Origin of the sequence: Gordonia liuliyuniae, assembly GCF_021738805.1 — a bacterium.
Lineage (GTDB): Bacteria > Actinomycetota > Actinomycetes > Mycobacteriales > Mycobacteriaceae > Gordonia > Gordonia liuliyuniae.
Genome location: NZ_JAKKOR010000013.1, coordinates 88,128 through 109,530 on the forward strand (window position 1 = coordinate 88,128; position 21,403 = coordinate 109,530).

The following is a 21,403-nucleotide window of genomic DNA, read 5'->3' on the forward strand; positions in this document are numbered from 1 at the left end:
GGTGGAAATCCCTGCTGCCCTCACCGGATTCGACCGCCGCGAGTTCACCCACGAGGCGATCACGCACCACTACTATCGACTCGGCGACGGACCCGCCGTCATCGTCATCCCGGAGATTCCCGGGGTGACCCCGAAGGTCGCCGAGTTCGCGCGCCGTGTCGCCGACGCAGGCTTCACTGTCTTCGTCCCGTCGCTGTTCGGCGTCGACGGCGCCGAACCGAACCCAGGCGGACTGTCGGACCTGCCGCGAGCGGGCGCGGGCATGGTCCGCTCCCTGAGCAAGGTGTGCGTGAGCCGCGAGTTCACGATCTTCGCCGTCGGCGAGACGTCACCGGTCGTGGCGTGGCTCCGCGCACTCGGGCGGGTCGCCCACAGCGAATGCGGCGGTCCGGGGATCGGCGCGATCGGCATGTGCGTGACCGGCGGCTTCGCGCTGGGAATGTCGGTGGACGACACGATGCTCGCGCCAGTCCTGTCGCAGCCATCGTTGCCACTGGGCATCACGCCGAGCCGACGCCGCACGATCGACATCTCGCCTGAAGACCTGGCGTGCGTGCGTTCACGCTGCCGCAGCGAGAGCCTGCAAGTGATGGGCGCGCGTTTCGAGGGCGACGCACTCTCGCCCGGCGGACGGTTCGAGTTCCTCCGACGCGAACTCGGCGACGCCTTCATAAGTGTCGAACTCCCCGACGACGCAGCGAACCCGGACGGCACCCTTCCGCCGCACTCGGTGGTCACCGAGCATCTCATCGACGAGCCCGGCCAGCCGACCCGCGACACCCTCGACCAGATCATCGGGTTCTTTCGGCAGAAGTTGCAGCACGCATGAACCCGCAGGCCGTCGCAACGAATGTGCTCGATGACCCGTTCACCGCCGCGCTGCGCGGACCCCAGGCACGGTTCGCCCGGACCCGCGGGAACATCGTCACCTTCGAACCCGATGTGTCGGTGTTTTACGGTCATCCACGCGAGATGACCGACCAGGATTACGCCGACCTCGCCGCTTTGACCGGACGAGGGCGTACCGCATCCCTACGCGACCGCAGGACGGGGCTGCCCGACCAGTTCGAGGTGGTCGCCACCGTCGCCCTGGTGCAGTACCGCGGTGACGCCGTCGCACCCGCGGCCGATCCGGAGGTGGTTCGACTCGGCCCCGCGGACGTGCCGGAGATGACGGCGCTCGTCGAGCTCACCCAGCCGGGCCCGTTCCTGCCTCGCACCATCGAGATGGGCGCGTACCTCGGCTACCGCGACCCCGACTCGGGCCGACTTCTCGCCATGGCCGGTCAACGCCTGGAGCTGCCCGGATGGACCGAGATTAGCGCGGTGTGCACGCACCCCGACGCGCGCGGACGCGGCCTGGCGCGGCGGCTCGTCGCCGCCGTCGCGGAGATGACCGTCGCCGACGGCCGCGCACCGTTCCTGCACACGACGGCCGACAATCCGGCGCGCCGCCTGTACGAGAAGATGGGGTTCACGCTCACCTCCGAGCTGCCCCTGGAGATCCTGCGAGTGAGATGAGGACGACCGTGCACACATTCGACGATTCCGGGCCGACGATCATCGGCGCCCCGATGGCCGGGGGTGTGTCGACCCCGGCGCTCACCGCCGCCGTATCGGACGCAGGCGGGTTCGGCTTCTACGGCGGGGCCTACCTGTCGTCGGACGCGTTGACGGCGGCCGTCCGCGAAATCGCCTCGCTCACCTCGCGCCCCTTCGGCGTCAACCTGTTCGTGCCCGAACGCGTCGACGTCGACCCTGACGAGTTGGCTGCGTACCGCGACCGACTGGCACCGCTCGCCGAGCGCGTCGGCGTCGTCCTGCCGGAGTCGGTGCCGTTCACCGACGACTCGTTCGACGCCAAGGTTGACGTGCTCGTTCGCGAACGCCCGGCGGTCGTGTCGTTCACGTTCGGCCTCCCCGATCACAGCGTCGTCGACCGCCTACACGCGGTGGACGTCGCCGTGTCGGCGACCGTGACCAGCGTGGTCGAGGCGCGCGTCGCCGCCGAGCTCGGCGTCGATTCGCTGTGCGCACAAGGCTTCTCGGCCGGTGGACATCGCGCGACGTTCGGCATCGCCGACGTCGATCCACAGGTCGAGACCCTCGATCTGGTGCGCGCGGTGGTCGCCGAGACCGGCCTGCCGACGGTCGGTGCAGGCGGTGTCGCAGGACCGGCCGACGTCCGCGCGATCCTCGACGCGGGCGCGGCCGCCGCGCAGATCGGCACGCTGCTGTTGCGGACTCCCGAAGCGGGCACGCGGCAGGCACATCGCGACGCGCTGGCAGACCCGCGGTTCACGACGACCGTCACCACCCGCGCCTACTCCGGTCGCCTCGCCCGCGGGTTGGAGAACGACTTCGTCCGCGCCAACACCGCCGCCGCGCCGTCGGCCTACCCGCAGGTCAACACGTTGACCGGCGGCATCCGTAAAGCGGCGGCCGACGATCCGCATGTCATCAACCTGTGGGCCGGATCAGGCTTCCGCTCGGCCCGGGCCATCGCGGCGGGCGACGTGGTGCGAGAACTGTCCCGCTGAGCTATCCGCCAGTCACGCCCCGCCAGCGGGCGGCCGACCGGCGTGACGAAACGACGCGGTCACCGCCCTCGGGAGCGTCGGTCAGGTGGCCGGGGCCTTCCGGGCCTTTTCGAGGTCGACCTCGACCTCCTTCGGCACGTAGGAGTCGCCCAACGCCGGGTGCGGCACCTCGACCATCTCCGAGGTCGTCCGCAGAGGCTTCAGCCGGTCGATGATCGCAACGACCATCAACGAGATCACTCCCCACGTCACGAAGACGAGGATCGCCGATCCCAGCGTGTCACCGCCGAAGTACAGGATCGACCGGGCCGCTTCGACTGCCGCGCCCATCGGGATGATGTCGTGGATCGCACGGAAGAACGGCGCCTCCATGTACACCGACATCGCACCGCTCGATGCGGGAACGCCGAGGAACATGAGTATGCCGATCACTGGAATGATCGCGAGCATACCCACGAGTCTCTCGAAGACTGTCGCGAACATCGCCACGCAGAAGGTCGCTATCGTGCCGGTCGCCCACAACTCCCACGCGTGGCCGCTTTCGATGCTGCCGGTCAGCGGGTCCGCGATGAGCAGGATGACACCGGACATGAACGCCGAGTAGACCCCGACGATCGGCAGGAGCTTCGGCAGCGGTCGGCTCGCCGGAGCAGCGTTCGCGCCGACGATGATCACCATGAAGCCGGCCATCAACCAGCCCATCGCGATGTACATCGTCACCGTCCCCATGCTGTCGCGGTCGGGCAGCGGTGCGATGTCATCCGTCACGACCGGCATGTTCTGGGCCTGTGCCACCTGAGTGAAGATCGTGTCGACGACCTGGGCGGCACTGTTGCTCGCAGCCTGACTGGTGATGACCGTCGCCTGCGGCTCGGCTGCACTGGGCAGCACGAACGCTCCGACGACATCGCGATCGGCTACTTGCGTCCGCGCCTCATCCGTCGACCCGACGACACTGATGTCGAACATCCCCGGCATCTGTTGCGACAGTCCGTCGGCCATCACCTGCGCCTGCTGCTCCGACTCCGCGACCACCGCGACCGGCATGTCCTTGGGCGTCGGTGAATGCATGGCGCCGAGCATGGCCGTGATCATCATGGTGACCATCGCGAGCGGGAAGAACAGCAGCGCGGCGTACCGCCAGAACGGAGTGTCCGGCTGTGACGCGCCGCGCAGCGACGGCATGGTGACGTTGACCGTCGCCGACTTGGACGTTCGGCGCTTGCGCACGTCGACGAGGATGGTCAACACCAGGCCGGCCAGGCCGCCGATACCCAACACCATCAGGTGTTTTCCTGCACCGTCGCCACTGAAATAGAGAACCGACCGCAGCGCTTCCCCGATCGCGGGCAGTGGCAGGAACGAATGGAAGACGTCATAGAACGGCGGGGCCGTGTAGATCGAAATGCTCAGATTCGAGCTCGGCATGCCTAGAACCATGAGCAACAGCATGGCGAGCAGGGTCGCCATCGCTCCGAATATTCGAGTGAAGAACAGTTGCACCAACCCGATCGACACCACGCCCAGTATCGCGACGCCCATCACAGGCAGCACGCGGCCCGCAGGTACGACGTGCAGGATCGGGCAGGTAACCAGCGCGAGCACTCCGGCGATAAGCACAGCCCATCCCGCGAGTAGCGGGAGGAAGCGACGCAGCCGCAGCAATTGCGGCGAGTTCGACAACATCATCGACAAGGGCAGGTAGCCCGCCATCACGATCGCCGTCGTCATGAACATCGCGCCGAGCCCTGCTGGATCGTCCGCGGGCAGCGGCACCAGGTCCTCGGTCTGCAGCGTCAGCCCGTGAGCGGCCGCGGCCGGTGTCACCAGAGTCGTGACGATTGTCGACTGAGATGCTCCCGCACCGCTCGCCGTGAACAGGGTCGCGGTCTTCCCGTTGACGACCACCGCTCCGACAGCCTCACGATCGACCACCCGTTGACGAGCACTGTTCGCGTCGACATCGACTCGAATGTCGACCGCGTCCGAGTCGGCGCGTTCGAGCGCGGTCGCGAATCCTCCGGCGTCCTGTCCGGACACGACGATCGGCATATCCCGGGGCGTCGGCGAGTGCATCGCACCCATGTAGCCCCAGATCATCATGCCCACGATCGCCAACGGCATCAGGAACATGATCGCGATGCGGACGATCCCTTCGATCTTCGCGCGTTTCGCAACCGCAGCCGCTTCGTCGTCCATTTCCGTGGTCGCACCGACCTCGTCCGTCTCTGCCGACATAGGCTCCCCTTCGTGGTGAGGTGATCGCGAGCGACCGAGCCAGCGGTCTGCGATCACGTACTCGCGCAACATTACGCCATGTGGCGTAATTGTGGAAAAATGTAGGTGAATGCATACTGATCGACCGGAGGGACATCGAGGCGATGGCACAGTACGGGGACCGCGCACGGGAGTCGCTGCTGGATGCGGCGGAAGAGCTCTTCGCACTCCACGGCATTGACGCCGTATCGAACCGAAAGATCACCGAACACGCAGGCACCGCGAACCATTCGGCGATCAAATACCACTTCGGCGGACGCGACGACATGATCGCAGCGTTGCTCGCTCGCGGCCGCGACGAGGTCGCTGCGCGACGCGCCGCCATCGTCGACATGCTGCCGGACGAGCCGTCTCTGCACGACACCATCGGGGCCGGAGTCCTGCCGTGGGTGGGATACCTCGAGTCGTTGCCGGTCCCCAGCTGGCACGCCCGCTTCTACTATCAGGCGATGTCGCTACCGTCGGCCGAGGACTCCATGCGCGAGACCATCGAGAACAGCGTCCTCTTCGACCCCGGGATCACTCGAGTCCCTGAGCTTGCAGACGTACCCGAGTCGGTCCTCGTTCCGAGAATTCGCATCCTCGCGGGTCTCACCCTGCGCCTGTGCGCCGGTTACGAGGCAGACCTCGAAGCGGGGACCGCCGAAGGCGACTGGACCTCCATCGGCTACTTCATCGTCGACGCCGCCACCGGGATGCTCGCTGCTCCCGTCACACGGCGCTGAGGAGCCCGACTCTGGTTCGAGCGGCGACCGAATAGTCAGCCGTCGAGGAGGCTCTTGCGGAGCTTCTCGTCCTTCTCCAGGACCATCGTCTCCAGGCCCGCCTGGAAGGTTTCCATCGCCGACTGGAGGGCGGGATCGCCGGCGGCGAGAATGCGGACGGCGAGGAGTCCCGCGTTCCGTGCGCCGCCGATCGACACCGTCGCGACCGGGACGCCCGCGGGCATCTGCACGATCGACAGCAGCGAATCCATGCCGTCGAGGTATTTGAGCGGGACCGGCACGCCGATCACCGGCAGCGGCGTCGCCGACGCGACCATCCCCGGCAGGTGCGCGGCGCCGCCTGCACCGGCGATGATCACCGAGACGCCGCGCGCGGCAGCGTTCTTCGCATAGTCGAGCATGCGTTGCGGCGTGCGGTGCGCGGAGACGACACCGACCTCGAACGGGACGCCGAACTCGGCGAGTGCCTCGGCGGCGGCCTCCATCGTCGGCCAGTCCGAGTCGCTGCCCATGATGAGGCCGACGCGAGGTCCTGCCCGTTCTGCCATTCGTCTTCCTCCAAAGTGGTTCGTCGTACCAACGCGTATTCGTCGATTCCGAGCCGCATCCAACCAGTTCTACCGCTATACGTGGTGGTACGGCGAAATGTCAGGCGTGCGGGTCCCAGCCGTCGGTCCAGACGGCGTGGCTCATCCAGTGCGCGGCACGTTCGGCGCGTTCGCGGACCCTGTCCACGTCGTCGCCGGGTGCGCCGACGACGTTGACGTGGCCGACCTTCCGATCGCGCCGCTCTCCCTTGCCGTACATGTGGACCTTCGCATCGGGCATCCGCGCGAACAGGTGGTGCAGACGTTCGTCGACCGACATCTCCGGCGTCTGCTCGGCGCCCAGGACGTTCGCCATGACCACGACCTCCGCGCGGGGTGACGTGTCGCCGAGCGGATAGTCGAGAACGGCGCGCAGATGCTGCTCGAACTGCGAGGTGACCGCACCGTCCATCGTCCAATGGCCGCTGTTGTGCGGGCGCATCGCCAATTCGTTGACGACGAGCCTGCCGTCTGCGGTCTCGAAGAGTTCCATCGCCATCGCGCCGATCACGCCGAGTTCGTCAGCTAATCGGAGCGCCATCTGTTGCGCCTGCTGCGCGATCTCGCGATCGAGGTCGGGCGCGGGCGCGAGCACCACGGCGCACTGCCCGTTGCGTTGGACGGTCTCGACGACCGGCCACGCAGCGCCCTGACCGTACGGCGACCGCGCGACCATCGCCGACAGCTCCCGACGCATCGTCACCTTCTGCTCGGCCATCAGGACCGTGTCGCCGCCCGCCTGCTCGTCGAAAACCGCGAGTGCCTTATCGCGTCCATCGACCAGCCACACGCCACGCCCGTCGTAGCCGCCGCGGACCGCTTTGATCACGACCTGCCAGTCGTTCCGGTCCCCGAACGCGATCAACTGGTCGCGAGCCGCGGCGACGTCGCCGGACAGGTCGGCGTAGTCGGGCACCGGCAGCCCCAGTTCGGCGAGCCGGTTGCGCATGTCGAGCTTGTCTTGCGCGAACCGCAGCGCCTTCGACGGCGGGCGCACCGCGACGCCCTCGGCCTCGAGCGCCTCCAAGAGTCCCAACGGGACACCCTCATGATCGAACGTCAACGCGACCGCGCCTTCGGCCGCCTCGCGAAGGTCGTCGAGGACCTCGTGCGAACCGAAGACGACGTCGCCGCTCACCTGGGCCGCCGGGTCGGTCGGGCCACTGGCCAGCACACGAAGGCACTGGCCCAGCGCGATCGCGGATTGATGGGTCATGCGGGCCAGCTGCCCGCCCCCGATCATGGTGACAGTCGGCATGCCCGATTCTGTCCGGCGCGATTCTGTGCGACCCAGTTCTGTACGACGCGGTTGCGAACTCACGGCGTCAATGGTGTCATGTCCGGCACGAAACGCCGCACAGACGTCCGCGGATGTGTGTGTGACGGGACGATTACGTACACTCGTCCGTTGTGCTGACAATCGACAAGGCAGTCTCCATGCTGCCGGGGCCACTCCACCGGCTCGTCATGAAGCACAGCGAGCTCATCAAGTTCGCCATCGTCGGCGGCACGACATTCGTCATCGACACCGCGATCTACTACATGCTCGCGTTCACCGTTCTCGAACAGAAGCCAGTGGTCGCCCGGATCATTTCCGGCGTCGTCGCGACGATCCTGAGCTACATACTCAACCGCGAGTGGGCGTTCAAGAATCGTGGCGGACGCGAACGACACCACGAAGCCCTGCTGTTCTTCCTGATCAGCGGTGTCGCGGTGCTTCTCACCGCGGCCCCGCTCTGGTTGGCCAACAATGTCTTCGGGATGCGTGAGAATTTGGCGGGCCTTGAGCTCGCCGTCCTCGACTTCTTACTCGCGTTCATCATCGGCAACCTGTTCGGCATGGCATTCCGATTCTGGGCGCTGCGACGCTTCGCATTCCCCGACGAGGAGCCGCGCGGCGGCGACGGCGGCTCGACCGACGTCAACCCGAACCCCGACGAACTCACCGATGAGGAACTCGGTCACGCCTGACGTGACCGTCGTCGAACGGCCGCCGTCCTTGAGCCGGTAGCACGATCGCGAACACCGCGGGCCGCCGCGACGTCAGGTCCAGCCGCCCGCCTTCGGCTTCGATGAGCGCCCGCGACAACGACAGCCCCATACCGCTGCGGCTGCCGCCGGAGAACCCGCGTCGAAACACGTCCAGCGCGATCTCGTCGGGGATGCCCGGTCCGCTGTCGGCGACCGTCAACCGCACCATCTCGGCGGCCGGCAGGTTCGCGATCCGAACGGTGGTGGTACCCGCGCCGTGCTGCAGCGAGTTGTCGATCAGCACGCTCAACGCCTCCCGGAGACGCCCCGGCTTCCCGGCGATCATCGGGATCCGACCCAATGTCTCCGAGCGCAGCCGCCTGCCCTTGGCCCGGAACGCCGGCTCGAAGTCGCCGATCAACGTGTCGACGACGTCTCGCGCATCGATCGCGCCGCGGCCTGCGGTGTCCTCGCGCGACGCGGCGACCAGTTCGTCGAGCTCCCGCGACAGACGTTCGACCTGTTCGAGACCGGCCTCCGCCTCGATGACGACGGCCGGGTCGCTGTGCAGAGTCAGCTCGTCCAACCGCAGGTGGACAGCGGTGAGCCTGCTACGCAGCTGATGGGAGACGTCTCCGACGATCTCGCCCTCCCGCTCCAGCCGCAACACGATCTCACGGTTCGCGTCGGCCAACGCCTCCGCGACACGGTCGAGCTCGTCGATGCCGTACGACGGCCATTCGGATGAGAAGTCACCGCGCGCCATCGCGCCCGCACGTGCGGCGACCGCCGTCAACGGCTCGGACAGCCTGCGGGCCGTCACCACCGCGACGATCGCACCACCGGCGACCGACCCGGTGATCACCAGGAACAGCACCCCGACCGCGACCAGCTGCCGTGGCCGCACGTTCTCCTCCGGAATCTCCAAAGTCATGCGCGCCTGCGGCCCCAGACTCACCGACTCGGCGATCGTGTCGGCATGCTGCTCGGCGCCGATCTCCCGATGCACCGACATCACCGTTCCGTCCGGGCGATCGGCGTCAACGTCGAGACTCAGCCGCCCGTCCGACGGGACCAACAGCCTGAACTGGTCGAGATCGAGGTCGGTGAGCGGGACGTCGTGGCCGCCGGTCTCTTCGGACAGCACGTACTCGGAGATGCGTTTGAGGCTCTCCGACAGGTTCTGGCGCGCCTCCCGGGACATGGCCTGGACGGAGAGAATCGTCAACGGCACACCGAGGAGGAGCCCCATCAACGCGACGGTGACGATCATCATCTTCAGTATTCGATTGCGCACGCGGACACCTCTACGGATCGAACCTGAACCCGACACCGCGCACGGTGACGATGTGCTTGCTCCGCGTCGGCTGGTCGTCGCCGATCTTCCGCCGGATCCACGAGATGTGCATGTCGAGCGTCTTCGATGACCGCAGATCGACCGATCCCCAGACCTGCGTCATGATCTCGTCGCGAGCGAGCGCCTCCCCCGGCCGTTCCATCAGAAACTGCAGCAGGTCGAACTCCCGGTTGGCCAACGTCAGTTCCTCGCCGTCGACGACCACTCGCCGCGCCCGCGCATCGAGTTGGATGTCGCCGTAGTCGAGCACCACGTCCTCGTCCTCGACGGCGGTGCTGCGTCTCATCAGCGCACGCACCCTGGCCAGGAGTTCGGCCAGACGGAACGGCTTGCCCACATAGTCGTCGGCGCCCGCGTCGAGACCGACGACGAAGTCGACCTCGTCGGTGCGGGCGGTCAACATCAGCACCGCCATCTCCGGTAGGTGTGCGCGAACCGTACGGCACACCTCCAGACCGTCCATCCCCGGCAGCCCGAGGTCGAGGATCAGCAGCCCATAGTCGCCGGACAGCACCTCGTCGAGTGCGTCGGGACCGGTCGGCGCGATGACGCACTCGTGCCCCTCGCGAGTCAACGCGCGTGCCAGCGGTTCGGCGATCGCCGCGTCGTCTTCGGCCAGGAGGATCGGACGGGCGGCTGTCATCTGCGGCGCCCCCGGCCGTAGTCCCCTCGGCCAAAGTCACCCCGGCCATAGTTACTGCGGCCAAAATTACTGTCGTCGTCCTCGTCGAGGATCTCCTGATACAGCTCGGCGTGGACCGCCTCGACGTTCGGGATGTCGTGGAACGAGAGCGGTTCATCGGATGCCGACTCGATGACGAGCGTGCCGGTCCGCAGCATGCGGTCGACGAGACCGTGCCGGAACTCGACCGACGTGATCCGGCGCATCGGGATGTCGATCCCCGAACGTGTGATGATCCCGTTCCGATACATGACGCGGCGGTCGGTGACGACGAAATGGGTCGTCCGCCACGACAGCACCGGGCGCGCCAGCGAGTACGCCGTCGCCACCGCCCACACGACGATGACCGCGATCGTCAACCACATCGACGTCCTGTCCGACAACGAATCGCTGGTGTTGATGTAGCCGAGGGCCACCCCGGCGAGCGCGGTCACCACCAAGAACAACAGCACCGGGACGATGAGACTCTTCCAATGCGGGTGACGATGGATGACGACCTGTTCGCCGGGTGCGAGATTGTCGCGCGGATATCCCATGTGGACCGAGCTTAGTGCGTCGAAGACGTTCAGGTGTCGACCTGTAACGCGCCGTCGTCGTTACACTCGATGCACGAGGTGCTCGTCGGACGGCAGGTGTGTGCGAGCACGAGGCGATGCGACGGCGAAGGTGCTTGCGAGAGATGACGAACTACGATCCGCGCGACCCGCGCTACCAAGCGAACCAGAATCCGCAGACCCGGGCGTACAGCCAGGCGAACGACTACGAGTACGGCTACACCGAGCAGCAGTACTCCCAGCAGCAGTACTCCCCGCAGCCCCAGGACTACACCCGACAGGGGTACGCGCAGCAGAGCCCCAAGCCGAAAACGCCGCGGCGCGGCCCCGACATCGATCCGCTGATGTTCTGCGGCGGCGTCCTGATGACCGGCGTCGTCACCGGCCTTGCCGCCTGGCTGGTCGGCTGGATCATCCGGACCGTCACCCAGAAGGTGAATGATTCGGGCAAGCTCGGAATCTGGAATCCGCTTGCCCAGGACGAACTGTGGTTCGCGCTCGTGGGCTTCGTCGTCGCCATCCTGGGCGGAGCACTCTGGTACCTGCTGCAGATCGGCACGCCCGCGCCCGACCAGTTCTACCGCTGGGTCGTCGGGCTGCTCATCGCGGCGAGCGTCGTCATCCCGTTGGCCCTGTCGGCCGAGATCTCCACCGGCATCGGCACCGCGATCATGCACCTGATCATCGGCCTGCCCGTGTTCACCCTGATCCCGACGATGGGGACCGCGAGCCGCCGTAAGCAGCGGTAGGCACTAGTCCTACACCGGGCGTAGATGCGTGACGTCGCCCGCCGACGCCACGACCGGCCCGTCCGGGCCGTGCACGACGATCCGCCCCTGATCGTCGACGTCGACGGCGTCGCCGATCACCTCGACATCGCCGGGCAGGATCAGACGTACACGCTTGCCTAGGGTCGCGCTCGACGCTCGGTAGTCGGCGACGAGTCGGTCGACGCCGTCCGGCCAGTCGGCGAGGCGATCCGACAGTGCCCGCAGATAGGCGGCGGCCACCTCGGTTCCGTCGACGGCTCGGCCGGCGAGCCCGCTCACCGAAGCCGCGCTCGCGTTCTCGACACTCGAGGGATCGAGGTCGACGTTGACGCCCGTCCCGATCACTGCGATGCCGCCACCTTCGGGCAGCGGCCGGAACTCGGAGAGGATGCCCGACAGCTTCCCGCCGGGGCCGTCGTCGTCGGACGGTGCGAGCACGTCGTTCGGCCATTTGAGTTCGGCTTCGACGCCCGCAACCGCCGACAGCGCATCGCGGACGGCGAGTCCGGTCAGCAGCGACAGCCAACCAACCCGTTCGGCATCGAACGGACGGACCAGCACTGCCGCCGACATCGCAAGCTGGCCGTGCGGCGTCTTCCACACCCGGGCGTGTCGTCCGCGGCCTGCCGACTGGAAGCCGGCGACCCGCACCGTGCCCACCACGTCTGCATCCTCGGCGCGCGCGATCAGATCGGCGTTGGTCGATCCGGTCTCGGCGACCACTTCGACGGTGTGCCACCGGGTTCCGGCGAGCAGGTCACGCAGGCGAGCGGCGTCGGGAAGAGCGGATTCGGTCATGAGCAGACACTCTAGCCCCGCTATGAAACAACCTGCATAAGTGAATGTGAGGATATTCTCACATACGATCCGGTTGACCGGAGTCACACCTGTCTCGTTAAAGTCGATGTTCATGACGACTGCTTCGCGCGACGAAGGCGCTACACCCGACATCCACACGACGGCCGGCAAACTCGCCGACCTGCGCAATCGCCTCGCCGACGCCGAACACCCGGTCGGCGAAAGCGCGATCGAGAAGATTCACGCGAAGGGCAAGCTGACCGCCCGCGAGCGCATCACTCACCTCCTCGACGACGGCTCCTTCGTCGAACTCGACGCGCTGGCCCGCCACCGCAGCACCAACTTCGGCCTCGCCGAGAAGCGTCCCGTCGGCGACGGCGTCGTCGTCGGCTACGGCACGGTCGACGGCCGCGAGGTCTGCGTGTTCAGCCAGGACGTGACCGTGTTCGGCGGCAGCCTCGGTGAGGTGTACGGCGAGAAGATCGTCAAGGTCATGGACCTGGCGCTCAAGACCGGCCGTCCGCTGGTCGGCATCAACGAGGGTGCGGGCGCCCGCATCCAGGAGGGTGTCGTCTCGCTCGGCCTGTACGGCGAGATCTTCCACCGCAACGTGAAGGCGTCCGGCGTCATCCCGCAGATCTCGCTGATCATGGGCGCGGCGGCAGGCGGCCACGTCTACTCCCCCGCGCTCACCGACTTCACCGTGATGGTCGACCAGACCAGCCAGATGTTCGTGACCGGTCCCGACGTCATCAAGACCGTCACCGGCGAGGACGTGACCATGGAGGATCTGGGCGGCGCGACCACGCACATGACCAAGTCCGGGGTCGCCCACTATGTCGCTCAGGACGAAGAGGACGCGCTCGAGTACGTCAAGGAACTGCTCAGCTACCTGCCGAGCAACAACCGCGCCGACGCTCCGCGTCTCCCCGCGAACGTCGCGTCCGGCAGCATCGAGGACAACCTCACCGACGAGGACCTCGAACTCGACACGCTGATCCCGGATTCGCCGAACCAGCCGTACGACATCCACGAGGTGATCCGCCGGATCCTCGACGACGACGAGTTCCTCGAAGTCCAGGCCGAGCGCGCGATGAACATCGTCGTCGGCTTCGGTCGTGTGGAGGGCCGCAGCGTCGGCATCGTCGCCAATCAGCCGACCCAGTTCGCCGGGTGCCTGGACATCGACGCATCCGAGAAGGCCGCACGCTTCGTGCGCACCTGCGACGCCTTCAACGTCCCGATCATCACGCTCGTTGACGTCCCGGGCTTCCTGCCGGGCACCGACCAGGAGTACAACGGCATCATCCGCCGCGGCGCGAAGCTCCTGTACGCCTACGGCGAGGCTACGGTCGGCAAGATCACCGTCATCACCCGTAAGGCGTACGGCGGCGCGTACGACGTCATGGGCTCCAAGCACATGGGCGCCGACGTCAACCTGGCGTGGCCGACCGCGCAGATCGCCGTCATGGGCGCTTCGGGCGCCGTCGGGTTCGTCTACCGCGGCAAGCTGAAGGACGCCGAAGCCGACGGCGACGACGTCGACGCGCTCCGCCTTGAGCTGCAGCAGGAGTACGAGGACACCCTCGTCAACCCGTATGTGGCCGCCGAACGCGGATATGTCGACGCGGTGATCCCGCCGAGCCACACTCGCGGTCAGATCGCGAACTCGCTGCGCCTGCTCGAACGCAAGCTCGTGCAGCTGCCGCCGCGCAAGCACGGAAACATCCCCCTGTGACCGGTGTGACTGTGACCGGTGTGACTGTGACCGGTGTGACTGTGACCGGTGTGACTATGACCGGTGTGACTGAGGAGAATGCTGTGGAGTCGACCGCAGAGGGTAGCGCCGAGAGCGTCCCAGCGAAGCCGTTCCTGACCGTCGTGTCAGGCAATCCGACGGACGAGGACGTCGCCGCCCTGGTGAGCGTGCTCGCGTCCGCGGGCGGTGGCGGCGGCGACACCGGCCCCGTCACGCGCAACGACTGGGGGCGTCCGACCGACATGCATCGTTCGACATGGGGCATGCCGTCGTCGTTCCCCAACCGCGGTTGATGGGCTCGATATCTGTCGTTCTGGGTTCGGCGTCGCCGGCACGTCTTCGCGTGCTGCGCGACGCCGGACTCGTTCCTCAGGTCCTCGTCGCCGATCTCGATGAGGACGCGATCGTCGCCGCGATGGGCGACGTTCCGCCTGCCGATGTCGTGACCCGTCTGGCCCGGGCGAAGGGCGAGGCGATCGTCTCGTCGATCCGGTCGGACGGCAATCCGTCGTTCGAGGCGGCTCGCGTCGACGGAGTGGTCCTCACGTGTGATTCGATGCTGCTGCTCGACGGCGAACTGTCGGGTAAGCCGCACACCCCCGATGTCGCGATCGCTCGGTGGAAGCGGATGCGCGGCAAGACCGGCCACCTGTTGACCGGCCACTGTGTGACCCGTCTGCGCGACGGCGCCGTCGAATCGGTCGTCGCCGACCACAGGTCGACGGGCGTCGCCTTCTCGGACGTCTCCGACGAGACGATCGCACGGTACGTCGCGACGGGCGAACCGCTGAAGGTCGCCGGCGCGTTCACGCTCGACGGTCTCGGCGGTTGGCTCCTCGACGGCATCACCGGCGACCCGTCGAGCGTCATCGGCATCAGCCTCCCCCTGACCCGGGAACTGCTTGCTCGGGTCGGCGTCGACGTGACCGATCTCTGGAGGACGTGAGCCTCGGGGCGACGAGCGAGGACTGCCGAAGAACCCTCCCGGCGCCCTGACCGTCACCAACGCGGAGGTTACGGCCCAAGCGCCTCCGGCCAGTAGTTCTTCAGGCACGTGAGCGGCTGCCCGTGGCCCGTCAGCTTCTCGGTGAATCCTCGGGTCAACGCCTGGACGCGTTCGATGGACGTGCCGTGGCCCTGATCGGGAAGGGGGTCGCCGATGCTGAAGATGAGGACGGCGGCCTGCGCGATCTCTTTGATCGAGAGGTCCTTGCGGGCGAATACGGTGCCCGCCCAGTTGCCTGCGAAGCAGTCGGCCAGGAGTTCGGGATCGTTGCCGCGCGGGAACTGCGATTCGCTCATGCCGTACGCGTCGGCGAGGCGGTACATGACGTTGTGCCCGTACTCATGGGCGATGATCGTGGCGGCGGTGAAGTCGCCAAGCATGATGCCGTCGCTACCGAACAGTCTGCCGTTCCAGATGTCGGCGAACGTCTGGACGGGCAGCACGATGGACCCGGTCCGCTCGACGCCCTGGCCGTCGGGTTGTTTGTCGAGCGTGCAGAACAGCGCATTCGGGAAGTCGCTCGTCAACACCGACTCGGACTTGCCGAGGCACTCGGAGGTGAAGGTCTCTCCCGGTTGGATGAGGACGCGGCCGGGCGTGATGGATTCGATATTGAGTTCGGCGAACCACTCCTGCCACGTCCGGTCGAGGTCGTCGAGGACCTCCGTCATGTATGCGGGAACGGTCGTGGACGCGTTGGCCGGAGTGACCCCGCTGTCGGCGATCTGCTTGCTGGAGTAGACGGGAAGCTCGGGGCACTCGGTAGTCGTGCAGTGTGCGGGCGGCTGCGGTGCGGTGCGGGTCGGGGTGCCGTCCTGACCGGTGGCGCATCCCGTCATGACGACGGCTGTGGCGATGACGCTCACCGCCGCCGACATGATTCGTTTCGCACCGTTTCGGCGCTTCGGACCCATTCGCATGAAGTGACGCTAACAGGACACGACGGCGCACCGTCCCAACACCGTCATTCGGCCGACCGTATGCTAGATGGGACAGTCGGCTTAGGCCGCCGCGCACCAGAACTCGGGAGACTCGCTCATGCCAGTGGAATTCGACTCGAACCCGGCTTTCGCCTCGTTCGCACACCCGGAACGTCTTGTCAGCACCGAGTGGCTGTCGGCCCATCTGGGCGCTCCGGGGCTCAAGATCGTCGAATCGGACGAAGACGTCCTGCTGTACGACATTGGGCACATTCCGACCGCGCAGAAGGTCGACTGGCATCTCCATCTGAACGACCCGGTGACCCGCGACTACATCGACGGCGAACAGTTCGCGAAGCTGATGAGCGAGAAGGGCATCGCACGCGACGACACGGTCGTCATCTACGGCGACAAGAACAACTGGTGGGCGGCCTACGCGCTGTGGGTGTTCACGCTCTTCGGACACGAGGACGTCCGTCTCCTCGACGGCGGCCGTGATGCCTGGATGGACGAGCAGCGCGACACGTCGTTCGACGTTCCCGTCTACCCCGCGACCGACTACCCCGTCGTCGAGCGGGACGACCCGTCGATCCGCGCGTTCGCCGAAGACGTCTTGACCTCGCTGGGCACGACGCCGTTGATCGACGTCCGGTCGCCGCAGGAGTACACCGGCGAACGCACCCATATGCCCGACTACCCGGAGGAGGGCGCGCTGCGCGGCGGTCACATCCCGACCGCGGTGTCGATCCCCTGGGCTAAGGCCGCAGCACCCGACAGCCGCTTCCGGTCCCGCCCCGAGTTGGAGGAGATCTACGGCGCATTCGATCCGACGACGCCGACCATCGCCTACTGCCGCATCGGTGAACGCTCAAGCCACACCTGGTTCGTGCTCACCTACCTCCTTGGCTTCTCAAGCGTCCGCAACTACGACGGCTCGTGGACCGAATGGGGCAACCGTGTGCGCGTCCCGATCGCGCAGGGCGAAGAGCCGGGCGCCGCGCCCGGCGCGCGCTGACGAGGGGGCCTATCGTGTCTCTGCCCTCAGCCCTGGCCGAGATCGTCGACGACTTCTCGGCACTCGCCGACTCCGACAAGGTGACCTTGCTGTTGGAGTTCGCGAGCGAACTCCCCGATCTGCCCGAATCCATGCACGAAGAGGCGATGGAACCGGTACCCGAGTGCCAGTCGCCCATCTTCCTGTCCGTGGATGCCGCTGACCGCTCGGCCGTCACGTTGTATTTCAGCGCACCTCCCGAGGCGCCGACGACACGCGGTTTCGCGTCGATCCTGCATCAAGGGTTGAACGGCGCGTCCGCGCAGGAGATCGCGGAGGTCCCCGCCGATTTCTTCCACGATCTGGGCCTGGCCGCCGTCATCAGTCCACTGCGGCTCCGCGGTATGGCCGGCATGCTCGCACGGATCAAGCGCCAGGTCGCCGAACAGTCGGGCGGAGTGAGTTCGTAGCGTCGAATGGATTTTCTGCAGATACTCGACGCGCCGGTACAGCCCGGCGGACTCGTCGAGTGGATACCGACGGTCGAAGGCGGTCTCGGTAGCTGGAGCCGCGACGACCGGCTCACCTCGCACAACCACGAACAGCATCTTCGTGCCGCGTTCGAGTACCGGGCGCGGACGCAGCGCGAAGGCGGACGCGAATCGTGGCTGGGCCTGTCCATCGACTTCGATGAACCGATGTCGGTGCCCGCGGTGCGCGCGGCGATGCTGGCGTGGATCGACCGTCACGAGGTGCTGCGCACCCATGTCGTCCTCAAACACGACCACACCGAGCGCTATAGCACTGCGCCGGGCAGCGCTCACCTGACGATGAGCCGGATCGGCTGGTACACCGAGACACCGTTGCTGTTGGAGCAGGTCGCGGGATCGTTCGACCGGGCGACCGCTCCCCTGCACTGGCCCGCGTACCGGTTCGCGACGGTCGCGCGCGCCGACTCGTTCACGTTGCTGTTCGCTGCGGACCACTCGCTCGTCGACGGCTATTCGCTGGTCACCGCACAGTACGAGCTGACCGAGTTGTATCGCGCGGCGCGCGAGGGCCGCCCGCACACCCTCGAATCGACGAGCAGCTACATCGAGTTCAGTAACGGTGAGCGCAGCCGGGCCGACTCCGCCGACGCGACACATCCCGCAGTCCAGACGTGGCGCGAGTTCTTGGCGAGACACGGCAGCGTCCCGCACTTCGCGCCGCTGGCCCCGGTCGAGTCGTCGCCCGACGAACCGTTCGACATCGAGCATCCACCGCAGGCCTCGCGCACCCTCCGACTGCTCGACGACGCGCAGACCCGCGCGTTCGAGGCGACCGCGGCCGCGGCAGGCGGGAACCTGCTGGCCGGCCTGGTGGCTACGCTCGCACTCGCCTACCACCGGGTGGCCCCCAGTGAGGACTTCGCGGTGGTGATGCCTCGACACACGCGCAACGATCCGGCGTGGCTGCACGCGTTGGGATGGTTCGTCGGCCTGTCGCCGGTCGCCGTGGACGTCTCGGACTCGCCGGATCTCACCACGGCCACGCGGCGGGCCGCCCAAGGACTGCGGGACGGTCGGCACGGCGCGTCGTTGCCGTTTCTGCGCGTGGCCGAGCTGCTCGGCCCGCCGCCCGCCCCTCGCTTCGTCGTCTCGTTCATGGACACGCGGGGCACGCCCACTGCCGCCAACGCCGACGCCGGCTGGGCGCGTGTGCTGCGAAGTCACTCCTATTCGGGCGACGAAGTCTACGTCTGGCTCAACCGGACGCCGACCGGTCTACGCATGCATTCGCGCTATCCGGCAGAGCAGCCGGGCCCGGTGCTGCCGTTTTTGGACGACTTCGCCCAGCTACTCGCGAGTACAGCGGAGGCGGAGTAGAACCAGTTCCCGAAATCCGAGGACGGCCTCAACCGAGCAATCGCTCGGTGCTATACGCTGAGTCTCGGAAATCGCGGCGCCCCGAGTTCTCGGAGCGTCTCGGTGAGCGCCACACGTGGATACCCGCGAGCGACGCGCAAGCCCCGACGCCCGTCGGCGAGCGGTCCGCATCGGATCGCCCGACGCCCGGACGTCATGCAAGCCCGACGAATGCCCGCACGCGTGGGCCCGCCCCAGGAGAGCCAGTGTCAAGTTCGATTGCACAGACGACCATCAAGAAGGTTCTTATCGCCAACCGCGGCGAGATCGCGGTTCGCGTGATCCGCGCCGCGAAGGACGCAGGCATCGCCAGCGTCGCGGTGTACGCAGAGCCCGACGCCGACGCCGTCTTCGTCAAGCTCGCCGACGAAGCCTTCGCCCTCGGCGGCCAGACTTCCGCCGAGTCGTACCTCGTGTTCGACAAGCTCCTCGACGCGGCAGCCCAGTCGGGCGCCGACGCCGTCCATCCCGGCTACGGCTTCCTCTCCGAGAACGCCGACTTCGCGCAGGCCGTCCTCGACGCAGGACTCACCTGGATCGGCCCGTCGCCGCAGAGCATCCGCGATCTCGGCGACAAGGTGACCGCTCGCCACATCGCCGAACGTGCCAAGGCTCCGATGGCGGCAGGCACCAAGGATCCGGTCAAAGGCGCCGACGAGGTCGTCGAGTTCGCCAAGACCTACGGCGTCCCCGTCGCGATCAAGGCGGCGTTCGGCGGCGGCGGCCGCGGCATGAAGGTCGCCCAGACCGTCGAAGAGATCCCCGAGCTGTTCGAGTCGGCCACCCGTGAGGCGCTCGCCGCGTTCGGTCGCGGCGAGTGCTTCGTCGAGCAGTACCTCGACAAGGCACGGCACGTGGAAGCCCAGGTCATCGCCGACCAGCACGGCAACGTCGTCGTCGCAGGCACCCGTGACTGCTCGCTGCAGCGTCGGTTCCAGAAGCTCGTCGAAGAGGCGCCCGCGCCGTTCCTGACCGACGACCAGCGCTCGCGCATCCACTCGTCGGCCAAAGCCATCTGCCGCGAGGCCGGCTACTACGGTGCGGGCACCGTCGAATACCTGGTCCAGGGCGACACCATCTCGTTCCTCGAGGTCAACACGCGCCTGCAGGTGGAGCACCCGGTCACCGAGGAGACCTCCGGCCTCGACCTCGTGCGCCAGCAGTTCCGCATCGCCGAAGGCAAGGAACTCACGATCTCCGAGGATCCGACCCCGCGTGGTCATTCGTTCGAGTTCCGCATCAACGGTGAGGACGCAGGCCGCGGCTTCCTCCCCGCTCCGGGCCCGATCAGCGTCTACAAGGAGCCGAGCGGCCCCGGCGTGCGCGTCGACTCGGGCGTCGTCGCGGGCGACGTCATCGGCGGTCAGTTCGACTCGATGCTCGCCAAGCTGATCGTCACCGGCGAGAACCGCCAGCAGGCGCTGGAACGTTCGCGTCGCGCCCTCGCCGAGTTTCAAGTGGAGGGTCTGGCGACGGTCATCCCGTTCCACCGCCACATCGTCTCGAACCCCGCCTTCATCGGCGACGACGAGAAGTTCGACGTCTACACCAAGTGGATCGAGACCGACTGGGACAACACGATCGAGCCGTACGCCGGCGCCGAGCCCATCGAGGACGACGCCGAGCCGCGCCAGAAGGTCGTCGTCGAGGTCGGTGGACGTCGCGTCGAGGTCTCCCTGCCCGGCGACCTGAACCTGGGCGGCGGTGGCGCGACGAACGGCGCGATCCGCAAGAAGCCGAAGGCCCGCACCCGCACCAAGGGCGGCGCGAAGGCAGCCTCCGGCGACGCGGTGGCCGCACCGATGCAGGGCACCGTCGTCAAGGTCGCCGTCGCCGAAGGCGACACCGTCAGCGCGGGTGACCTGGTCGTCGTCCTGGAAGCGATGAAGATGGAGAACCCGGTCACCGCCCACAAGGACGGCACCGTCACCGGGCTCGCCACCGAGGCGGGCGCTCCGGTCACCCAGGGCACCGTCCTCCTCGAGATCAAGTAACCGGACTCGACTCAGCAGTTCATGGAGCCGGTCGAAGTCTTCGCGGGCGCGTGGTACCTCCGCGCGCTGCGAGACGACGACCGGCTCTCTGACGTCCCGGCCCTGGCGCTCTTCGACGTCGATGATCCCGCCGCATACATCCGGGCCGCGAACGACGGGTGGGCAGACGAGTCCCGCTTCGTCTGGGCGGTGTGCGTTCCGACGACCGGCGAAACCGTCGCGCTCATCGCAGTGCGGGCGACGGGTGCGACCACGGCCGATCTGGTCGGCGTCGCACGCGACGGTTACGACGACGCCCTCGCCGACGCCGTCGGCCCGGTGACGCGTTTCGCGTCCGGCGCGCTCGGTCTGACGACCGGCCCACTCATCCCTACTCCCCCGTAGCCCGTCGCTACTCGCGCGTAACGGCCCCACAACCCCGGACAAATGCCTGCTACCAGCAAGTAAGGGTTTCTTGTCACACCCCAAAAGGTGGCCCCGGGCACACTGAACTTGCGACAATCGTCCACGGCACCACACCGTTCGTCTCGTAGCGAGCGCCCGACGTGCCCGCAGCCCCACC

At 67.2% G+C, this 21,403-nt stretch carries 22 protein-coding genes; 14 read left to right on the top strand and 8 right to left on the bottom strand.

Annotated elements, in window-relative coordinates:
- Positions 1 to 7: 7 nt before the first annotated feature.
- Genes L5G33_RS17630 through L5G33_RS17640 form a run of 3 tightly spaced genes read left to right on the top strand, consistent with a single transcriptional unit; the run spans position 8 to position 2,540 of the window.
- Positions 8 to 829: a dienelactone hydrolase family protein gene (locus tag L5G33_RS17630; RefSeq protein ID WP_236999618.1), complete on the top strand. Its 822-nt coding sequence runs from the start codon at positions 8 to 10 to the stop codon at positions 827 to 829.
- The gene (locus L5G33_RS17635; RefSeq protein ID WP_236999476.1) at positions 826 to 1,521 is read left to right on the top strand and encodes a GNAT family N-acetyltransferase; all 696 of its coding nucleotides are present in this window, start codon (positions 826 to 828) and stop codon (positions 1,519 to 1,521) included. The genes L5G33_RS17630 and L5G33_RS17635 overlap by 4 nt, the downstream gene beginning before the upstream one ends.
- Positions 1,518 to 2,540 (top strand): nitronate monooxygenase, encoded by a 1,023-nt coding sequence (locus tag L5G33_RS17640; RefSeq protein WP_236999477.1) that lies wholly within the window; start codon positions 1,518 to 1,520, stop codon positions 2,538 to 2,540. The genes L5G33_RS17635 and L5G33_RS17640 overlap by 4 nt, the downstream gene beginning before the upstream one ends.
- Positions 2,541 to 2,621: 81 nt before the next feature.
- Here the strand turns inward: L5G33_RS17640 and L5G33_RS17645 are convergent, their stop codons facing one another.
- Positions 2,622 to 4,778, bottom strand: a complete 2,157-nt coding sequence (locus L5G33_RS17645) for an ABC transporter permease (protein WP_236999478.1) — start codon at positions 4,776 to 4,778, stop codon at positions 2,622 to 2,624.
- Positions 4,779 to 4,921: 143 nt separating this feature from the next.
- Here L5G33_RS17645 and L5G33_RS17650 point away from each other — a divergent pair, with 143 nt between their 5' ends.
- Entirely contained in the window at positions 4,922 to 5,542 is a 621-nt protein-coding gene (locus L5G33_RS17650; RefSeq protein WP_236999479.1) for a TetR/AcrR family transcriptional regulator, read from the top strand.
- Between the two features lie 35 nt (positions 5,543 to 5,577).
- Here L5G33_RS17650 and purE read toward each other — a convergent pair whose 3' ends face one another.
- A complete protein-coding gene (gene purE / locus L5G33_RS17655) occupies positions 5,578 to 6,090 on the bottom strand; it encodes a 5-(carboxyamino)imidazole ribonucleotide mutase (RefSeq protein WP_236999480.1) in 513 nt (170 codons plus the stop codon).
- A gap of 100 nt (positions 6,091 to 6,190) precedes the next feature.
- Positions 6,191 to 7,423, bottom strand: a complete 1,233-nt coding sequence (locus L5G33_RS17660; RefSeq protein WP_265743156.1) for a 5-(carboxyamino)imidazole ribonucleotide synthase — start codon at positions 7,421 to 7,423, stop codon at positions 6,191 to 6,193.
- Between the two features lie 143 nt (positions 7,424 to 7,566).
- On the opposite strand from L5G33_RS17660, the gene L5G33_RS17665 reads away from it, so the two are divergent.
- A complete protein-coding gene (locus L5G33_RS17665; RefSeq protein WP_265743157.1) occupies positions 7,567 to 8,100 on the top strand; it encodes a GtrA family protein in 534 nt (177 codons plus the stop codon).
- Here the strand turns inward: L5G33_RS17665 and L5G33_RS17670 are convergent.
- The 3 genes from L5G33_RS17670 to L5G33_RS17680 are packed head-to-tail and all read right to left on the bottom strand — an operon-like array spanning position 8,072 to position 10,675.
- Positions 8,072 to 9,397 carry a sensor histidine kinase gene (locus tag L5G33_RS17670; RefSeq protein WP_236999483.1) on the bottom strand — a complete coding sequence of 442 codons (1,326 nt, stop codon included), beginning with the start codon at positions 9,395 to 9,397 and terminating at the stop codon, positions 8,072 to 8,074. The genes L5G33_RS17665 and L5G33_RS17670 overlap by 29 nt on opposite strands.
- Before the next feature lie 10 nt (positions 9,398 to 9,407).
- Complete coding sequence (locus L5G33_RS17675) at positions 9,408 to 10,100, bottom strand: response regulator transcription factor (protein ID WP_236999484.1); 693 nt, start codon at positions 10,098 to 10,100, stop codon at positions 9,408 to 9,410.
- The gene (locus L5G33_RS17680; RefSeq protein ID WP_236999485.1) at positions 10,097 to 10,675 is read right to left on the bottom strand and encodes a PH domain-containing protein; all 579 of its coding nucleotides are present in this window, start codon (positions 10,673 to 10,675) and stop codon (positions 10,097 to 10,099) included. Before L5G33_RS17680 ends, L5G33_RS17675 begins: the two co-directional genes overlap by 4 nt.
- A gap of 143 nt (positions 10,676 to 10,818) precedes the next feature.
- Between L5G33_RS17680 and L5G33_RS17685 the strand changes: the two genes are divergently transcribed.
- Complete coding sequence (locus L5G33_RS17685) at positions 10,819 to 11,442, top strand: DUF6069 family protein (protein WP_236999486.1); 624 nt, start codon at positions 10,819 to 10,821, stop codon at positions 11,440 to 11,442.
- A 9-nt stretch (positions 11,443 to 11,451) separates the two neighbouring features.
- On the opposite strand, the gene L5G33_RS17690 is transcribed toward L5G33_RS17685, so the two are convergent.
- Entirely contained in the window at positions 11,452 to 12,261 is an 810-nt protein-coding gene (locus tag L5G33_RS17690; RefSeq protein WP_236999487.1) for a biotin--[acetyl-CoA-carboxylase] ligase, read from the bottom strand.
- Between the two features lie 112 nt (positions 12,262 to 12,373).
- Here L5G33_RS17690 and L5G33_RS17695 point away from each other — a divergent pair, with 112 nt between their 5' ends.
- From L5G33_RS17695 to L5G33_RS17705, 3 genes are all read left to right on the top strand, one after another.
- Positions 12,374 to 13,999, top strand: a complete 1,626-nt coding sequence (locus L5G33_RS17695; protein WP_236999488.1) for an acyl-CoA carboxylase subunit beta — start codon at positions 12,374 to 12,376, stop codon at positions 13,997 to 13,999.
- Between the two features lie 65 nt (positions 14,000 to 14,064).
- Positions 14,065 to 14,313 (top strand): acyl-CoA carboxylase subunit epsilon, encoded by a 249-nt coding sequence (locus L5G33_RS17700; RefSeq protein WP_372476936.1) that lies wholly within the window; start codon positions 14,065 to 14,067, stop codon positions 14,311 to 14,313.
- On the top strand, positions 14,313 to 14,966 hold the full coding sequence (locus L5G33_RS17705) for a Maf family protein (RefSeq protein ID WP_236999490.1): 654 nt from the start codon (positions 14,313 to 14,315) through the stop codon (positions 14,964 to 14,966). The genes L5G33_RS17700 and L5G33_RS17705 overlap by 1 nt, the downstream gene beginning before the upstream one ends.
- 68 nt (positions 14,967 to 15,034) lie before the next feature.
- On the opposite strand, the gene L5G33_RS17710 is transcribed toward L5G33_RS17705, so the two are convergent.
- Positions 15,035 to 15,946, bottom strand: a complete 912-nt coding sequence (locus L5G33_RS17710) for a neutral zinc metallopeptidase (protein WP_236999491.1) — start codon at positions 15,944 to 15,946, stop codon at positions 15,035 to 15,037.
- Positions 15,947 to 16,064: 118 nt separating this feature from the next.
- Here L5G33_RS17710 and L5G33_RS17715 point away from each other — a divergent pair, with 118 nt between their 5' ends.
- The 5 genes from L5G33_RS17715 to L5G33_RS17735 all read left to right on the top strand — a co-directional run bounded on the left by L5G33_RS17715 (position 16,065) and on the right by L5G33_RS17735 (position 21,225).
- Entirely contained in the window at positions 16,065 to 16,961 is an 897-nt protein-coding gene (locus L5G33_RS17715; protein WP_236999492.1) for a sulfurtransferase, read from the top strand.
- 14 nt (positions 16,962 to 16,975) lie between these two features.
- Positions 16,976 to 17,410 (top strand): SufE family protein, encoded by a 435-nt coding sequence (locus L5G33_RS17720; protein WP_236999493.1) that lies wholly within the window; start codon positions 16,976 to 16,978, stop codon positions 17,408 to 17,410.
- Positions 17,411 to 17,416: 6 nt separating this feature from the next.
- Positions 17,417 to 18,808 carry a condensation domain-containing protein gene (locus tag L5G33_RS17725; protein ID WP_236999494.1) on the top strand — a complete coding sequence of 464 codons (1,392 nt, stop codon included), beginning with the start codon at positions 17,417 to 17,419 and terminating at the stop codon, positions 18,806 to 18,808.
- A 245-nt stretch (positions 18,809 to 19,053) separates the two neighbouring features.
- Complete coding sequence (locus L5G33_RS17730; RefSeq protein WP_236999495.1) at positions 19,054 to 20,841, top strand: acetyl/propionyl/methylcrotonyl-CoA carboxylase subunit alpha; 1,788 nt, start codon at positions 19,054 to 19,056, stop codon at positions 20,839 to 20,841.
- Between the two features lie 21 nt (positions 20,842 to 20,862).
- Positions 20,863 to 21,225: a hypothetical protein gene (locus L5G33_RS17735; protein WP_236999496.1), complete on the top strand. Its 363-nt coding sequence runs from the start codon at positions 20,863 to 20,865 to the stop codon at positions 21,223 to 21,225.
- The last annotated feature ends 178 nt before the right edge of the window (positions 21,226 to 21,403 follow it).

Bases quoted from the DNA above. Each gene is read 5' to 3' on its own strand.
- L5G33_RS17635 (WP_236999476.1), top strand. From the start codon at position 826: ATGAACCCGCAGGCCGTCGCAACGAATGTGCTCGATGACCCGTTCACC.
- L5G33_RS17640 (WP_236999477.1), top strand. From the start codon at position 1,518: ATGAGGACGACCGTGCACACATTCGACGATTCCGGGCCGACGATCATC.
- L5G33_RS17645 (WP_236999478.1), bottom strand. From the start codon at position 4,778: ATGTCGGCAGAGACGGACGAGGTCGGTGCGACCACGGAAATGGACGAC.
- L5G33_RS17650 (WP_236999479.1), top strand. From the start codon at position 4,922: ATGGCACAGTACGGGGACCGCGCACGGGAGTCGCTGCTGGATGCGGCG.
- purE (WP_236999480.1), bottom strand. From the start codon at position 6,090: ATGGCAGAACGGGCAGGACCTCGCGTCGGCCTCATCATGGGCAGCGAC.
- L5G33_RS17665 (WP_265743157.1), top strand. From the start codon at position 7,567: ATGCTGCCGGGGCCACTCCACCGGCTCGTCATGAAGCACAGCGAGCTC.
- L5G33_RS17675 (WP_236999484.1), bottom strand. From the start codon at position 10,100: ATGACAGCCGCCCGTCCGATCCTCCTGGCCGAAGACGACGCGGCGATC.
- L5G33_RS17680 (WP_236999485.1), bottom strand. From the start codon at position 10,675: ATGGGATATCCGCGCGACAATCTCGCACCCGGCGAACAGGTCGTCATC.
- L5G33_RS17685 (WP_236999486.1), top strand. From the start codon at position 10,819: ATGACGAACTACGATCCGCGCGACCCGCGCTACCAAGCGAACCAGAAT.
- L5G33_RS17690 (WP_236999487.1), bottom strand. From the start codon at position 12,261: ATGACCGAATCCGCTCTTCCCGACGCCGCTCGCCTGCGTGACCTGCTC.
- L5G33_RS17695 (WP_236999488.1), top strand. From the start codon at position 12,374: ATGACGACTGCTTCGCGCGACGAAGGCGCTACACCCGACATCCACACG.
- L5G33_RS17705 (WP_236999490.1), top strand. From the start codon at position 14,313: ATGGGCTCGATATCTGTCGTTCTGGGTTCGGCGTCGCCGGCACGTCTT.
- L5G33_RS17710 (WP_236999491.1), bottom strand. From the start codon at position 15,946: ATGCGAATGGGTCCGAAGCGCCGAAACGGTGCGAAACGAATCATGTCG.
- L5G33_RS17715 (WP_236999492.1), top strand. From the start codon at position 16,065: ATGCCAGTGGAATTCGACTCGAACCCGGCTTTCGCCTCGTTCGCACAC.
- L5G33_RS17725 (WP_236999494.1), top strand. From the start codon at position 17,417: ATGGATTTTCTGCAGATACTCGACGCGCCGGTACAGCCCGGCGGACTC.
- L5G33_RS17735 (WP_236999496.1), top strand. From the start codon at position 20,863: ATGGAGCCGGTCGAAGTCTTCGCGGGCGCGTGGTACCTCCGCGCGCTG.